Annotated in this window: 12 protein-coding genes; 3 read left to right on the top strand and 9 right to left on the bottom strand. The window is 63.5% G+C overall.

Annotated features, from left to right (window positions below; genetic code table 11):
- Window positions 1-15: 15 nt before the first annotated feature.
- Genes LT42_RS04715 through LT42_RS04725 form a run of 3 tightly spaced genes read right to left on the bottom strand, consistent with a single transcriptional unit; the run spans window position 16 to window position 4,184 of the window.
- Entirely contained in the window at window positions 16-2,043 is a 2,028-nt protein-coding gene (locus tag LT42_RS04715) for an ATP-binding protein (protein ID WP_152597586.1), read from the bottom strand.
- Window positions 2,024-2,695: a response regulator transcription factor gene (locus LT42_RS04720; protein ID WP_276209490.1), complete on the bottom strand. Its 672-nt coding sequence runs from the start codon at window positions 2,693-2,695 to the stop codon at window positions 2,024-2,026. Before LT42_RS04720 ends, LT42_RS04715 begins: the two co-directional genes overlap by 20 nt.
- Window positions 2,658-4,184, bottom strand: coding sequence for an ATP-binding protein (locus tag LT42_RS04725; protein ID WP_052075082.1), 1,527 nt, complete (start codon window positions 4,182-4,184; stop codon window positions 2,658-2,660). Before LT42_RS04725 ends, LT42_RS04720 begins: the two co-directional genes overlap by 38 nt.
- A gap of 412 nt (window positions 4,185-4,596) precedes the next feature.
- Between LT42_RS04725 and LT42_RS04735 the strand changes: the two genes are divergently transcribed.
- Window positions 4,597-5,817 (top strand): MFS transporter, encoded by a 1,221-nt coding sequence (locus LT42_RS04735; RefSeq protein ID WP_037010351.1) that lies wholly within the window; start codon window positions 4,597-4,599, stop codon window positions 5,815-5,817.
- Window positions 5,818-5,898: 81 nt separating this feature from the next.
- Here LT42_RS04735 and LT42_RS04740 read toward each other — a convergent pair whose 3' ends face one another.
- The 4 genes from LT42_RS04740 to LT42_RS04755 form a co-directional block, all read right to left on the bottom strand.
- On the bottom strand, window positions 5,899-8,160 hold the full coding sequence (locus LT42_RS04740) for a xanthine dehydrogenase family protein molybdopterin-binding subunit (protein ID WP_037010353.1): 2,262 nt from the start codon (window positions 8,158-8,160) through the stop codon (window positions 5,899-5,901).
- Complete coding sequence (locus tag LT42_RS04745) at window positions 8,157-8,621, bottom strand: (2Fe-2S)-binding protein (RefSeq protein ID WP_037010355.1); 465 nt, start codon at window positions 8,619-8,621, stop codon at window positions 8,157-8,159. Before LT42_RS04745 ends, LT42_RS04740 begins: the two co-directional genes overlap by 4 nt.
- Entirely contained in the window at window positions 8,618-9,955 is a 1,338-nt protein-coding gene (locus tag LT42_RS04750) for a cytochrome c (RefSeq protein ID WP_037010357.1), read from the bottom strand. Before LT42_RS04750 ends, LT42_RS04745 begins: the two co-directional genes overlap by 4 nt.
- Before the next feature lie 114 nt (window positions 9,956-10,069).
- On the bottom strand, window positions 10,070-11,062 hold the full coding sequence (locus LT42_RS04755; protein WP_037010358.1) for an MBL fold metallo-hydrolase: 993 nt from the start codon (window positions 11,060-11,062) through the stop codon (window positions 10,070-10,072).
- A 197-nt stretch (window positions 11,063-11,259) separates the two neighbouring features.
- On the opposite strand from LT42_RS04755, the gene LT42_RS04760 reads away from it, so the two are divergent.
- Window positions 11,260-12,690, top strand: a complete 1,431-nt coding sequence (locus LT42_RS04760) for a mechanosensitive ion channel family protein (protein ID WP_037010360.1) — start codon at window positions 11,260-11,262, stop codon at window positions 12,688-12,690.
- A gap of 152 nt (window positions 12,691-12,842) precedes the next feature.
- Here the strand turns inward: LT42_RS04760 and LT42_RS04765 are convergent, their stop codons facing one another.
- Window positions 12,843-13,328, bottom strand: a complete 486-nt coding sequence (locus LT42_RS04765) for a Dps family protein (RefSeq protein WP_037010362.1) — start codon at window positions 13,326-13,328, stop codon at window positions 12,843-12,845.
- A gap of 242 nt (window positions 13,329-13,570) precedes the next feature.
- Here LT42_RS04765 and LT42_RS04770 point away from each other — a divergent pair, with 242 nt between their 5' ends.
- Complete coding sequence (locus tag LT42_RS04770; RefSeq protein ID WP_037010364.1) at window positions 13,571-14,518, top strand: VTT domain-containing protein; 948 nt, start codon at window positions 13,571-13,573, stop codon at window positions 14,516-14,518.
- Window positions 14,519-14,869: 351 nt separating this feature from the next.
- Here the strand turns inward: LT42_RS04770 and hemB are convergent, their stop codons facing one another.
- Window positions 14,870-15,844, bottom strand: coding sequence for a porphobilinogen synthase (gene hemB / locus LT42_RS04775; RefSeq protein WP_037010366.1), 975 nt, complete (start codon window positions 15,842-15,844; stop codon window positions 14,870-14,872).
- Window positions 15,845-16,006 lie beyond the last annotated feature (162 nt).

Here is a 16,006-nt window from a genome sequence, read left to right on the forward strand (position 1 = left end):
GCCCGCGAACGCGCGTTACCCGACGATGGGCAACGTGAACACGAAGGTCGCTCCGCCGAAGCGCGCCGGCATCGCGTAGAGGTGGCCGCCATGGGCGATGACGATGGACTGACAGATCGCCAGGCCCATGCCCATGCCCATGCCTTTGTCTTTGGTGGTGAAAAAGGCGTCGAACAACTTGTCCCGGTATTGCGGGTCGATGCCGCGTCCGGTGTCTTCGACGCTGACCACCACATAGTCGTCGCTCACCACTTCACTGGTGATCGACAGGCGCCGCAGGACGTGATCGCCCGCGCTCATGGCGTCCAGCGCGTTGAGGATCAGGTTCAACAGCACCTGCTGCAACTGCACGCTGGAAGCACAGACCCGCGCGGGCGAGCAGGTCAGGTGTGTCGTCATCAGTACGCGCTGCTGTTCCACCTCCACTCCGGTCAGCGCGACCACGTGTCGTATCACGTCGTTGACCCGCAGCCGTCGGCGGTGATGCGGCCCTTGCCGGGCCAGGCTTTGCAGGGCGTGGACGATTTCCCCGGCACGTTTGCCTTCGGCAACGATGTCGCGCAGCGCGGACAGCGCTTCTTCCACTTGCGGGGCTTCACGATTGAGCCAGCGGATGCCGGCCGCAGCGTTGGACACCAGGGAAGCCAGTGGCTGATTGATTTCGTGGGCGATCGACGCCGCCAGCTCGCCCATGACCGTGGCCTGGGCAACGTGGGCCAGCCGGGTGCGGGCACTGCGCAAGGCGTTTTCGACGTCCCGCCGTCGCGCGTTTTCCTGCTCCAGCTGATGGTGCAGGCGCGCGGTTTCGAGGGAGATCGCCGCCTGGCTGGTGAGCAGTTCCAGCACCTCGGCACGACACACTGTGAACACCCCCGGGGCGAGGTTGTTTTCCAGGTAGAGCACGCCAAGCACCCTGCCCTGTCTGACCAACGGCACGCACAGCGCCGAGCGCACCGGGTGCTGGCGCACGTATTCATCGGTGGCGAAGTAAGCGTCGGCCATGACATCGTCCAGCACCAGACGCTGACGCGTGCGCATCACCCGGTAGAGGATCGACAACGGCAGGTGGTGCTTGTCGGGGACCGTGTCCACCAGCTCGATGCGCAGGCCTTCGTCCCCGCCCTGGCCAGCCGCGCAGATGATCGGTGCCTCGTCCTTGACCAGCAGCAGCAATGCCCGTTGCGCGCCGGCGTGGAGGATGGTGTTGCTCAGCAGCGCCTCGATCAAACGGTCCTGTTCGTGTTCATCACGCAGCGCGTGGGCCGATTTCATCAGCGACGACAGGTCCAGCGCATCGCGCCCTCCCGCCAGACTGGTCACTCCGAGGACCGAGGGCGCTGACGTTGGCCCGTTGGAAGGCGCCGCGCCTGACGAGCGCCAGGCCGTAGCAGCCGAACCCTGCCAGGGCGTGGTCGTGTCCGCAGCGTACCGCGCCGGCGTCAGGTCGTATTGCCCGTGCAGCGGCAGATCGGGGATGTCGCCCAACTGCTGCCACTGCCGCAGCATCTCCGCCAGATCCCGCTGAAGACCGGCCGCGCTCTGGTAGCGGTCATCGGGGTTTTTGGCGATCAGGCGGTGCACAAGGTCGGCAAGTGGCTCAGGGATGTCCCCGCGATGCTGAGTCAACGGCGGCGGTATGCGGGCCACGTGGCAATACACCCACTCGACGGCATCCTTGGCAGAGAACGGCAGCCGGCCGGCCAGCCACTCGTAAAAGGTCATGCCCAATGCGTACAAATCACTGCGCTGGTCAGCCTGGCGCTGGACCCGCCGCGCTTGCTCGGGCGCCATGTAGGCGAGCGAGCTTAAGATCGGGTCGGACGCCGGCAATGCCGACGCAGAATGCACATCGACGCTCAGGCCGAAGCCGCTCAGCTGGATCCCACCGTTCGGGTCTTCGATGAGGTTGTCAGGCCTGATGTCGCGGTGCAGCAGGCCGGCCTCGTGAACACCGGCCAAAGCGGCCGTCGCAGCCATCGCCCGCTGAATAAAGCGTTCGATGGGCAGCGGCTCGCCAGGCGGGTTATCTGGCCAGACAGGCAAGCCGATCACTCATCTTCAACAGCTCGATCACGTTGGGCGCGTTCATTTTGGTCAAGACGTGCTTTTTGTGGACCTTGGCCGTCACTTCGCTGGTGCCCAGCTCAACGGCAATCTGCTTGTTCATTTTGCCGGTGATGAGCAGCGCCATGACTTCGCGTTCGCGCGGCGTGAGGCTTTCATAGCGCGTCTTGACGCAAGCGGTGAGGCAGCGCTCGCTCATGCTTGAGGCATCGCTGATCAGCGCTTCGCGCACCAGCTCCAGCAGTTGCTCCGGCTCGAAGGGTTTGGTGAGGAATTCCCGGGCCCCGGCCTTGATGGCACGCACCGACATGGCGATGGTGCCGTAGCCGGTCATGAAGATGATCGGGAACGTGTGGCCGCGCGACAGCAAAGCCTGCTGCAGATCGAAGCCGGTGCCATGGGCCAGGTTGACGTCCAGCAAGAGACAGGTAGGCACTGGCGCCAGCGGGCCGGCGAGGAAGGCCTGAGCGCTGTCAAACACCTCGCAGGCGATGTCAGCGGAGTGCAACAGACGCTGCAGCGAGGTACGTATGGCGGCGTCATCGTCCACCACATAAACCTTGGGGGTCACGCTCATGAAGGGTTCCGTCGCATCAACGGCCAACGGCCAGGGCTCTTTGATGCCGCGCATGATACCCGTCCGGCCCCATCGGCACAGCCCTGACGCTTTGCAACGTGCTCAGGGCGGATGGCGGGTCGCAGTCTTGCAAGCGCGGCGCGCCGGCATCGGTCCGTACGGTTTGTTCGGCGTCAATGGCCAACAGGCAGGCGCGGTTGGCCGAGAGCATGCGGTAGAAGCGGAAAGGCCCCTGGGCCGTAACCATCAGCAACGATTGGGTGGCCAGGCGGACGATGCAGTTCATGATGCGCGCACGCGGCAGACGGGTTCGCTGCAAGGCATCGCATGCGCGTTCAAGGGTAAAGCGCCCTTCCAGCTCGGCGAGCTGGCGCAGCACTGTACGCTCTTCACGCCCCAGCAAGCGCAGGCTCCAGGCCAGTGAAGCCTGCAGCGTCTGCTGACGCGGCGGTGCCGTGCGCAACGAAGCCGACAGCAGATGCAGGCTGCCGTCCAGGCTCGCCACCAGCTGATACAGCCCCAGCGCGCAGGCCCGGGCCGCCGCCATCTCCAGCGCCAGCGGCATGCCGTCGAGGCGGCGACAAATCTCCCCCACCAGTTCGACGCTGTAATCATCCAGCTCGGCGTTGCCGCCGGCGGCGCGATGACTGTCCAACGCCCGCCACTGACGCAGAAACAGCTGTGCGGCATCACTGTGCAGGATCATTTTTCGCGATGCATTGCGCCCCGGGACCTCCAGCGGCGGCACCTGCAGGCTGCGCTCGCCGGCGATGCGCAACGGCTCGCGACTGGTGGCCAGGGCGCGCACGGCGGGCGCACCCCGTAGAATCACTTCAAGCAGGCCGGCAGTGCTTTCCACCAAGTGTTCGCAGTTGTCCAGAATGATCAGGCCCGGGCGTTGCTGCAGATGGCGGATCAGGCCTTGCAGGTCTGCTTCGCCGTGACTGCAATCCATGCCGACAGAACTGGAAAATGCCTCCAGCAACAGCTCGTCGCATTGCAGTTGGGCCAGCGGCACGAAGTACACGGGAGTGGTTCCGGCGTCGATCAGCGTCTGGCCGAATTCGGCGGCAAGGGCGGTTTTGCCGACGCCGCCGGGACCGATCAGCGTGACCAGCACGCAGCCATTGTCCAATGTGCCGCTCACCTCATCGAGCAAGGCCTGGCGTCCGAGCAAGGCGATACGCGCAGGCAAACGATGATGACAACTGACCCCCTGCAGCACGCTTGGGCCGGGGCTTTCGGTGTCGGCGCTTTCGCCGCCCAGCAGTACGTAGCCACGGCCAGGCACGGTACGGATTCGCTCGCGATCACTGCCCAATGCCTTGCGCAGGGCCGAGATATGCACCTGCAGATTGTTCTCTTCAACCACGGTGTCCGGCCAGACACTCTGAAGGATCAGCTCCTTGCTCACTAACTGACCTTGATGGCGCAACAGCACCTCGAGAATGTCAAAAGCGCGCGTACCGATGCGCATCGCTACGCCGTCTTTGAACACGTCTCTGTGCTCGCGGGAAATCATCGTCTGACCGAGACTTATCATTTCATGCAGTCCTTGGAAGTGGAGTCGCAGACCCTGATTCGCGGCATGTCATCCGGGCGGGCTTACCTCCCGAGACACGCAGCGCAGCTATCCATTTTTAACAAGCGCCCATCTAATCAGTTAAAAGCAATTGCGGATATTACCTGTAGGGATAGTTACCCCCGAGTGAGGGGGTCAGGCTCGCCGCCCTGAAGCTGTGCATCGTCGTGCCTTACCTGACTCCCATCGCCGGGCTGTTTTGCCCGGAGTATAGAGCCCGCGCTCGCCGTAAACAGCCGCCACAGCGTTGCGCCCAACGCAAAAGCGTTTTGCGCCCAGCGCCTATTCTTCCCGCCGCGGCTGCGCTCTATCGTCGACGCATGACGGATGACCCGACCGGTCTCCACCCTGCCATCGACGGGAGCCACTGCATATGAACACCTCCACACTTTCCACAACGCCTTGCGCGACACAATCCCCGGCGCCTGCCCTGACACGCGCAATGGTGCTGCTGTTTGCCTTCTGCTGCGGGGCCATCGTCGCCAACATTTATTACGCCCAGCCGATTGTCGAGCTGATTGCCCCGGACCTCGGCCTTTCTGCCCAAAGCGCCAGCCTGATCGTGTCGCTGACGCAAATCGGCTACGCCCTGGGCCTGCTGTTTCTGGTGCCGCTGGCGGACCTGGTCGAAAACCGCCGACTGATGATTGCAACGGCCATCGTCGCCACGGCCAGCCTGGTCGGCGCTGCAACGATGGAGCACGCCAATGGTTTTTTGCTGGTGTCGTTGCTGCTGGGGTTCAGCTCGGTGTCCGTGCAAATGCTCATCCCGCTGGCCGCGCACCTTGCACCCGAAGCCTCGCGCGGCAAGGTGGTTGGCAACATCATGAGCGGGCTGCTGCTCGGCATTCTGCTGGCGCGGCCAGTGTCCAGCGTGGTGGCTGACCATTTCGGCTGGCGTGCGGTGTTCATGCTGGCTGCTCTGGTGATGCTCGCTATCGTGGCGCTGCTGGCGCTGACCATCCCGCAGCGCAAGCCGCAGCATCAAGCGACTTACGGGCAACTGCTGAAATCCCTCGCCACGCTGATGGCCCGCCATGCCGTGTTGCGTCAGCGCGCACTGTACCAAGGGCTGTTATTCGCCGCGTTCAGCCTGTTCTGGACCACCGTACCGGTTGAGCTGGCCCGGCATCATGGCCTGTCGCAAACGCAAATCGCGGTATTCGCGCTGGTCGGCGCGATTGGCGCCATTGCGGCACCCATCGCCGGTCGCCTCGCCGATGCCGGTTTCACCCGCCGCGCCTCGCTGCTGTCCATGGTCCTGGCCCCGATTGCCCTGGTGCTTGGTTTGACAGCCCCCGGCTACAGCGTGATCGGCCTGGCCATCACCGGCGTCCTGCTGGACTTCGCCGTGCAGATGAACATGGTGCTCGGCCAGCGCGCCGTATACGCCCTCGACCCCGCAAGTCGTGGCCGCCTGAACGCGCTGTACATGACCAGCATTTTCGTCGGCGGGGCCATTGGCTCGGCCGTGGCCGGCAGAGTGTTCGAGGTGTACGGCTGGCCGGGTGTCGTGCTGGTCGGGAGTGCGCTGCCGCTGCTCGCGCTGGGGATGTTTGTGCTTTATGGGCAAAGGGCTGCGCATCACGACTGAGGGTCACGGCACAGGCGCAAATGAAAACGCCCTGGCAATTAGACCGGGGCGTTTTTATTGCGAGCTCTGAATTGAGTTCTTCTAAAGTGACCGGTGCCAGCCGCTGCGCGCCAATGGCAAAGACAGCAGCCGCTTTCCGGTTGCGTTGGACAACGCATTGCCCAGTGCAGCGGCCATCGGCCCCTGCACGATCTCGGCAGCCCCAAGAAACGGCTGGCCGGGCTGGTCCAGGACATGCACCTCAACATCGAGGGGCAACGCCGGGAATCGCAAAATCGGATAGCCACTCCAGTCATAGCTGCGCACGCCGGCAGGGTCATAGTCGACCTGCTCGTACAGCGTCCAACTCGCCGACTGAATGATCCCGCCTTCCACTTGATTGCGCAGCCCGTCCGGACTGACCACCTGACCGACATCGACCGCCGTGACAACCCGGTCGATGACCACCTCGCCGGTTTGGCGCTGCACATGCACCTGCACTGCGATGGCGCAATAGCCCATGATGTTTTTGTAACGGGCGAAGGCAAAGCCGATACCGCTGCCCGGGCCGCCTGCCCTGGCTGGCCATCCGAACGCCTTGGCGACCTGCTCGATGACCGAACGTGCACGGGGATCGCTGATATTGCGCAGGCGAAACTCGACCGGGTCAATCCCGGCTTGCGCGGCCAGTTCATCCATGGCGGACTCGATGCCGAAGACGTTGACGTGGGCACCCAGCGAGCGCATCGCCGAGGTGCGGAACGGCATCTGCGTCACAAAGGTCATGTTGATGCGGCTATCGGCAATGTCATAGAGCGGGATCACGTTGCGGTCACCGTCGCCCTCGGGCTGGGCGATGGGTATGGACGGCGCCGGGGCAATAGGCTGCGCCAACAGCCACGCTGGCAGCAGACGCCCGGCATTGACGATTCGTTCGTTGTGCGGCGTGGTCCACAGCTCGGTGTTCCAGCGGCCAAGGTGCCCTGCGGCGTTTGCCGTGACATCCAGTTCGACGCGCATCGCCGAGCTGTAAGGCTCCCAAAGGTGTTCCTGCTCACGCATCCACTGCACACGAACCGGTTTGCCCGGCACCGCCATGGCGATCAATGCCGCATCGGCAGCGGCATCATCCGCGCCGTTGTGGCCGTAGCAGCCGGAGCCTTCAACATGCACGCAGCGGACTTTCTCCAGCGGCAGGCCAAGCAATTCGGCGATGCCGGCCCGCAGCGGGTAGACCCCCTGCGTGTGAGTCCAGACGGTCAGCGTGCCCTCGTTGAACCAGGCCACCGAGCACGATGGCCCGATGGAGCCGTGCATCAGGTATTGCTTGGTCAGCGTGGCCTTCCAGCTGTGCGCGGAGCTGTCAGCCGGGCCCGGCGACGATGCGACGGTGTTGCGGACCGGGTATCGCTTGGCCGGCAGTTGAGTGAGCAACTGGTGAATGTTGGCAGCATCAGGCAGCGGATCGCCTTGAGACCAGCGCGCCAGCTCATACCCGCTGCGCATCGCCTTGATCGCCTGCCATTCATCTTCGGCGACGACAGCAAGGTAGCTGCCGTTGCGTACCAGTGTGACGTGGCCGGGCATGTTCTCGATGGCGGCCTGATCGATGCCTTCGAGCTGACAGCCACGCCGCGGAGGGCGAATCACCCGGGCGTGAAGCATGCCGGGCAGGCGCATGTCCTGGACGTAGCTGGCACCGCCGCTGACCTTGGCGGGGATGTCGATACGCGGCAACGACTGGCCGATCCGGGTGAAGCGCTCCGGCGCCATGATCGGTGACTGCGCACTCGCATAACGGTGCAGCTCGACGCCCGCCAATGCCTGCGCATAGGTCATCGACTGGCCGTAGGGGCACTGAATGACCGCATCCTGTGTGCCAAGCTGCTCGACCGGTGTACGCCACTGGCGCGCGGCTGACTCAAGCAGCAGTTGCCGCACCTGTGCGGCGGCATTGAACAACGCCGTGCCGCTGTCGAACATCGTGTGGCTGCCGGCGGTGTAGCCTTCGTTGGGCGTGAGCGCCGTGTCGGCCGTCATAAAGACGATCAGATGCGGCGCGACCTCAAGGCGCTCGGCGGCGACTTGCAACAGCGCTGTCTTGACCCCGGTGCCCAGCTCGACCTTGCCGGTATAAACGGTAATGACGTTCTGCTCGTCGATACGAATCCAGGCGTCGAGAAACGGATTGGTGCGCAGGCTGCCGGGCAGATCCGGCGCCAGTACCTGAGTGCCCAGAGTATCGACCTCGGTGTCGGCAAATGCGCGCCCTGCTCCCGGCACCATCGCAAAGCCCACCACCAATGCGCCGTTGATGAGAAACGCCCGCCGCCCCTGATCAATACCCGCATCCCTGCCCTTCATCCCTTCACCCCGGCGGCCAGCGCAGCCTTGATCGCGGCGAATATCCGCAAATGCGTGCCGCAGCGGCACAGGTTAGGCGCCATGTGCGTGCGTATCTGCTCGTCCGTGGGCGCGGCGACGGTGTCGATCAGCGCCTGGGCCCGCATGATCATGCCCGCGATGCAGTAACCGCACTGCGCGGCCTGGTTATCGATGAATGCCTGCTGCAAGACGCCGGGTTTGTCGGCACTGCCCAGGCCTTCCACGGTCTTGACCGCCCGGCCCGCGACGGCGCCCGAGGGCAACACACAGGAAAACACTTGTTTGCCTTCCACGATCACCGTGCACGCGCCGCACTGGCCGAGGCCGCAGCCGTACTTGGCACCGTTGAGTTGCAGGTGGTTGCGCAACGCATACAGCAGCGGCATGTCGGGATCTATGTCCAGCGAGTGATCCGTGCCATTGACGTTCAGGGTGATCATTTCGACTGGCCCTCATGGCGAAGCGTGTGGACTGTTTCAAGCAGATCGGGCCAAGGCGTGGCGGCGCAGGCCTGGCTGCGCAAATAGCCAGCCAGTGCGGCGATGTGGGCATCGTCGAGGCTGTCAGCGAATGGCGGCATGTAATGGCTGGGTGCCCGGGCTGACATCGGGATGCCCTCCAGAATGGTTTTGATCAGGTTGCCCGGATCGCTGGCTGTGGCCGCCGACACCACGCTGAGGCCGGGGCGGCCGTCGATCGTGCGCATGGGCGCACCGCCGCCATGGCAGCCCGCGCAAGCACCGGCAAAAAGCGCCTCACCCTGAGCAAACGCCGGGGCGGCTGAGGTGCTCGCAGCGCCGGGTGTCTCGGTGCCGGTTGTTGCAGCGCTCGGCGCAGGGATAGCTGCAGTGCGTGTCGCAGCGCAGTCAGGAGCGGGGGTTGGCGTGTCGCCGTCCAGGCTGAGGATGTACTCGGCGATGGCCTGGACATCGGTTTCGGGCAACTGCGCCAGGCTGAGGCTGACCGGCAGCATGGGCCCGGCCCCCGCGCCGTGATGCCCGGCCACGCCGGCGCGCAGGTAGGTGACCAGTTGCTCGGTGCTCCAGGGGTTGTTGCGCCGGGCCATGCCGGTCAGGGCCGGGGCGTTCCAGCCGTCCACTTGGCCGCCGCTCAGGTGCTCGCTGTTTTTCTCCCCACCGATGAAATTGAGCGGCGTGTGGCAGGACGAACAATGCCCCGCCCCTTCGACCAGATAGCGTCCGCGATTCCATTGCGGCGAGCGATCCGGCAGATCAGCCAAACGATCATCCCGCAGAAACAACAGGTTCCAGAATGACACCAGCGGACGGAAGTTCATCGGGAACATCATGTGGTTGTCGGGCGCCCGGGCCGGCACCGGGTCGACGCTCATGAGGTAGGCGTACACATCGCTGATGTCGGCATCGGACATCCGGCTGTAGTGCACGTAGGGAAACGCCGGATAGAGAAAATGCCCGTCACGGGAAACACCGTGGCGCATGGCGCGGGCAAACGCCTCGGGCGGCCAGTTGCCGATGCCCGTGTCGCGGTCGGGGGTTATGTTGGTTGTGTAAAGCGTACCGAACGGCGTCACCAGCGGCAGCCCGCCCGCCATGTAGGCGCCTCCGGGGCGGGTGTGACAGACCGCACAGTCGCCTTGCTCCGCCACCCGCGCGCCACGCCGAACACTCGCGTCATCCATCGTCGGCGCCTGAGCCAGCGGGTCGATCGAAGGACGCCACATCATGGCTGCGCAGAAGATCAGTCCGGCGACGACGATCAAAGATGCTGCCCGGTAGAGCGTCACGCGCTTCATGTCATCCCCTGTTCCGGCCCGATGAGCGATCCCTGCTCAGCCTAGCCCATGGAGCCGCCACGACTTGTACGCCTGTGCTCAAAGTTGCAGCCGTCGCAGCGCCGGGGCCAGCGGTTACTTCAACAACGGCACGTGGGCGGCGCGCTGGTAAGGACCGTATTCGGCAGGCACCCACTGGAAGTGCTTGTCGATGGCGACGATGTGGCCGGTGCCCGGGAAAGGCAAATGCGCGGCGGCGACCCAGATTTTCTGGCTGGCCGTCTGGGTGAATACCTGATCACGGCTGGCAATGGCCTTCTGGCTGTTCTCGTCGAAGGCAATGCTGACGGCAGGGTGATCAAACTGCACCGCAAGGCTGTGGATCAGGTCGCCGATGAACAGGATGGTTTGCCCTTTGGAGCTGAAGCGGTAGGTGGTACTGCCCGGCGTATGGCCTGCCTCCAGTGCGGTGGTGACCTCCGGGACCGGCGAGTCGCCCGGGGCGAAGGTCTTGAAGCGGCCGGCCGCGATGTAGGGCGCGGTTGAGTCCTGGGCAATCTTGAAATACGCCCGGGCCTGCTCCGGCACACGGCTGATGGCAGTGGGGTCAAGCCAATAATTGGCTTCGGGCTTCGCGGCATAGACCGTGGCATTGGCGAATACCGGTTGCTTGTCGGCGTCCACCAGGCCGCAAACATGATCCAGGTGCAGGTGGGTGAGCAAAACGGTGTCGATCTGATCCGGCTGGTACCCCGCCGCCCTGATGTTCTGCGTAAGCATGCCCGCCGTTTCGCCGATGCATTGTCCGGCGCCAGTGTCCACCAGAATCAGGTGCTCGCCCGTGTTGACCAGAAACGCGTTGAAAGCCGTCTGCACGCCGGGGGTATCAATGTCGCGGCGGGCGAGCAATGCGCGGATGGCGTCTGGCTTCATGCCTTTGAGCAAGCTTGGCGCGAGGTCGTTGTAACCGTCGAACAGCGCCGTGACCTCGTAGTCGCCGACGGCCAGGCGGTAGTACCCAGGCACTTGGGTTTTCTGTTGCGCGGGTGCCTGCGCCAGCGCGGCACCCGCGCACAGGACCAGCCCGAGGGCCACCGAGCGTGTGAGTGAAAGATGAGGTGAGCGCATAGAGAGGCCTCGAATCGCAAGAAGTGAGGGGCCCGATACTGCCGGGTGCCGCGCGCCCTGCGCTTGAAGCAATGTGCTTGTTTCACCGATTTGCGCACCCCATCGGTTATAGACATCGCTCATGCCGCTGCCTACATTGTCGGCGCGCCTTCGCGCGAGCCAGTCCGGCCCTGCACTTATCTTTGCGGAAACCGCCCATGTCGACCCTCGTCCCCCATTATTCGCTGGCGTGGAGCCTGCTGCTGTTGCTCGCCGACGCGCTGGCCTGGCACCTGCTGGCCGAGCGCAATCGGCTGGCGCGGATCGCCACGCGGCTGGCGCTGTTCCTGGCCTACAGTCTGGTGATCATCAATGCCGGCGTGAGCCCGCTGGAAGCGCCGGAATGGCCCGACGACAGTGCGCTGCAGTTTGGCGCGACGGCGCTGGCGATTATCTGGTGGATCTACGCCGCACGGACCCTGACAGTCGTGCTCGGGCTGGCACTGACCAGCCGCGTCGGGCACAGCGGCCGGCTCCTGCAAGAGGTGATTGGTGCGGTAATTTTCCTCATCGCCATCGTTGCCGCGGCCGGGTATGTGCTGCAGCTTCCGGTCAAAGGCCTGCTGGCGACGTCCGGGGCGATGGCGATCATCGTCGGTCTGGCCCTGCAGAGCACCTTGAGCGACGTGTTCTCCGGGATCATCCTCAACACCACCAAGCCGTATCAGGTTGACGATTCGATCTCCATCGACGGCATGGAAGGTAAGGTCATCGACATCGACTGGCGCGCGACGCACCTGCTGACAGGGGTCGGCACCATGGTGGTGATTCCCAACTCCGTGGCCGCGAAAGCCAAGATCGTGAATTTGAGCCGACCGGTCCATATTCACGGCGTGTCCATCAACATCATGATGTCGCCGCACATCCGCCCGCGCCGCGTGCTTGATGCGCTGGAGCGGGCGCTACAAGGTTGCAGCGCCCTGCTGCAAACCCCCAAGCCTCGCGCGGTGGTCAAGGAAACCAGCCCGACGACCATCGAATACGCCGTGACCGGGTTCATCAGCGATCTGAACAACAAAAGTGACGTACGCAATCTGCTGTTCGATTTGGCGTATCGGCACCTGGAAGCGGCGGGCATCGCCTGGCAGTCGGAAACCACGGCCGAAGCCCTTTCACGGCCACGGGCGCTGCTTGATGAGGTGAAGGTGTTCCGCACCAGCACCGCCGAGGAGAAGAATCAGCTGGCGCAGAACATGACCGCGCGTGAATACACCGCCGGGCAGACCATTGTCGAGGTGGATGAAATCACCGACGGCTTGCTGGTCATCGCCACCGGCGTGGTATCGGCGAGCATCAAGGACGGCAGCGAGATGGTAGAAGCAGGGCGCATGGGCCCGGGCGAAGTCATGGGGGAGCAAAGCATACTGGCCGACACGCCGTCGCGGGCGCGCTTCACCGCCCTCACCTCGTGCGTGATTTACCGAATCGACAAGGCGGCCACCCGCCAGGCAATGGAACAACGGGTCGAAATCACCACCGCACTCAACAAACTCCAGGCCGTGCGGCAACAAGGGACGGAGCATGTGCTCATGCGCAAGCCGGTGGTCATCAAGAAAAACAACTTTTTGGGCTGGCTGCAGAAGCGCTGAATCGTTATGGCGCTGCGGTGTTGCGGTGCTGCCGCTGACGCTTTCCCGGCTAAAGCCGGTCCCACAGGGTTGCGCGCAGCAGGTCCCGCAGGTTGCTCATAGTCAGTGGGACCGGCTTCAGCCGGAAATGGCCCGTGGGAGCGCCATCAAGCTCAGGCAACGAATCCGTCGCCTTCGAGCAGCGAGCGCAGCATCCAGGCGGCTTTTTCGTGGACTTGCATGCGCTGGGTCAGGAGGTCCGCAGTGGGCTCGTCGCTGACCTTTTCCAACAGTGGGAACAGCTCGCGAGCGGTACGGACCACTGCTTCCTGGCCCTCGACCAGTTGCTGGATCATGTCGGAAGCCGCAGGCACGCCCGGCTCCTCCTTGATCGACGACAGCCGCGCGTAGGTGGCGTATGTTCCTGGCGCCGGGAAACCCAGGGCGCGAATGCGTTCGGCAACGGAATCCACTGCAGTCGCCAGTTCGGTGTACTGCTCTTCAAACAGCAGATGCAAGGTACGGAACATCGGGCCGGTGACGTTCCAGTGGAAGTTGTGGGTTTTCAGATACAGCACGTAGGTGTCCGACAGCAGCCGGGACAGCCCTTCAACGATCTCTGCACGGTCCTGCTCGCTGATACCGATTTCAATAGCCATGAATAGCTCCCTGAATTGCGTTGATTGCTGAGGCCTCAAATTCTAGGGACCACCTCCGGTTGATGGAAATCAGCCATGGCAATCGTTTCGATCAAGGCTGGCTATAGAACTTGCCCCCGGCTGCGTTGCCGCGCAAACAACTGACAGCCCCATCCCGCCACATCCGGCGTTGACACAAAAGGGTTGTTCAGGCGACGTTACCGGCACTCTTCTGCTTGCCAACATTCCGAACAGGCCTCGCCATGAACGAACTGCAACAGCTGAATGAAAGCCACGGGCTGTTGCTGGTGTTCGTCAACGTGCTGCTGGAACAGATTGGCTTGCCGGTGCCGGCCTATCCGACACTGATCGTCACCGGTGCGCTGGCCATGCAGAGCAAGCCGCTGCTGGGCGCCGGTGTACTGGTGGCTATGGTCGCCTGCCTGATTGCCGATGGCTTGTGGTACTGGGCGGGCAAGCGCTATGGCGGGGTTCTGCTGAAAACAATCTGCAGGATTTCCCTCTCCCAGGACACTTGCATTCGTCAGGGTCTGACCGTGTATGAGCGCGTCGGGCCTCGGGCCATGCTGCTGTCCAAATTTCTGCCCGGCGCGGGCGCGCTGGTGACGACAGTGGCCGGAATGAACGCCACACCAATCTGGGTGTTCGTGCGCTATTCCCTTGCTGGCTCGTTTATCTGGGCGGGTTCAGCGCTGCTATTGGGGATGCTGTTCAGCGACGCCTTGATTCCAATGCTTGACTGGCTGAGCGGCTACATTCCAGTCGCCATTGTCAGCGTGCTGGGGGTGTTGGGTCTGTTCATCGCCTGGAAGTATGCCAAGCGCCGTCGGCTCAGGGCCCGCACGGCGCGGATTCCTCGCATTACGGTGCCGGAACTGCTGGCGTTGCGAGACAGCGACGATGCCCCGGTGATCATTGACGTGCGACCGAGTTTTCATGCAGCGGTTATCGAAGGGATTCCGGGTGCGGTGTCGATCAGCCTTGAAGAGCCAATTGCGCCGTGGGTGGAGCGGCTGGGTGATGTAGAGATGGTTTTTTATTGCGCCTGCCCTAACGAGTTGTCGGCAGCATTGCTGGCAGAAAAACTCCACGCCCATGGGCTTACCCGGGGCAAAGCGCTGATCGGCGGATTGGATGCGTGGCAGGCCGCGCATGTGCAGGCGGACGTGGGGAATAGAAGCGCGGCGTGACCACGACGTCGGGGATGCCTGAGGCCTTGACCGAAACAGATCTCTGGCCACACACGGGTCCGTAGGAGCCGGGTTGCTGGCGAACAGATCCGTCGGTGGATAACGTCGGCGCTGACCTACCGCATTCGCCAGCAAGCCGGCTCCTACAGATGAACGCGGTCAGTCAGGGATATCGGTGGTGGATGAGCCTCCGCGTTCGCCAGCAAGCCGGCTCCTACAGATGAACGCGGTTAGTCAGCGACATCGGTGGTGGATGACCCACCGCGTTTGCCAGCAAGCCGGGTCCTACAGGTGGACGCGGTGAGTGAGCGACACCGTGGATGACCCACCGCGTTTGCCAGTCAAAAGACCTTAAATACCGCTCAACGCCAGGTCCATGGCGAAGTAGGTGAAGATCAGGTCCGCGCCCGCCCGCTTGATCGCGCCGAGGGTTTCGCGCACGACGCGGTGTTCATCGATGGCGCCGGCCTGGGCACCGAATTTGATCATCGCGTATTCACCGCTCACCTGGTACGCGGCCAGCGGCAGGTTTGAGGCTTCACGGATGTCGCGGATGATGTCCAGGTACGCGCCTGCCGGCTTGACCATCAGCGCGTCGGCACCTTCGGCCTCGTCGAGCAGGGACTCGCGCAAGGCTTCGCGGCGGTTCATCGGGTTCATCTGATAGCTTTTGCGGTCGCCCTTGAGCGCCGAGCCGCCCGCTTCGCGGAACGGGCCATAGAGCGCGGAGGCAAACTTGGTCGAGTACGCCATGATCGGCGTCTGGGTGAAGCCGGCCGCGTCGAGGGCCGCACGAATCGCCTTGACCTGACCGTCCATGGCCGCTGACGGCGCGATCACGTCCGCACCGGCACGGGCCGCCATCACGGCTTGCTTGCCGAGGTTCTCGATGGTCGCGTCGTTATCGACGTGGCCACCGTGCATCACGCCGCAGTGGCCATGATCGGTGTATTCACAGAAGCACGTGTCGGACATCACGATCATTTCCGGCACGGCGGACTTGATGGTCCGCGAGATCCGCGAGACCAGGCCGTTTTCCTGCCACGTGTCACTGCCAGTGGCGTCCAGGTGATGAGACACACCAAACGTCATGACTGATTTGATGCCGGCGCGGGCATAGCGCTCGACTTCCTGAGCCAGCCTGGACTCGGGGATACGCTGCACGCCGGGCATGCTCTTGATGGGCACGAACTCGTCGATCTCTTCTTCGACGAAGATCGGCAACACCAGATCATTGAGGGTGAATTCGCTCTCCTGAAACAGCGAACGGAAGTTTTCGTTACTGCGCAGACGGCGTGGACGGGCAGCGGGAAACAGACTGGACATGGCGGTTCCTGAGCTAAAAATGTTCGGTAGACAGCCGGACCTCACACGTCCGGTCGTTTCAATGGCGGGAAGCTTATGCCTGCACCGGTCGCGATTCAAACACCCTGACAAGAAAGTCCCTTACGCAAGCCGCAACAGTCTCGCGAACCAACCCAGGGACGG

It is taken from the genome of Pseudomonas lutea, assembly GCF_000759445.1.
GTDB lineage: Bacteria > Pseudomonadota > Gammaproteobacteria > Pseudomonadales > Pseudomonadaceae > Aquipseudomonas > Aquipseudomonas lutea.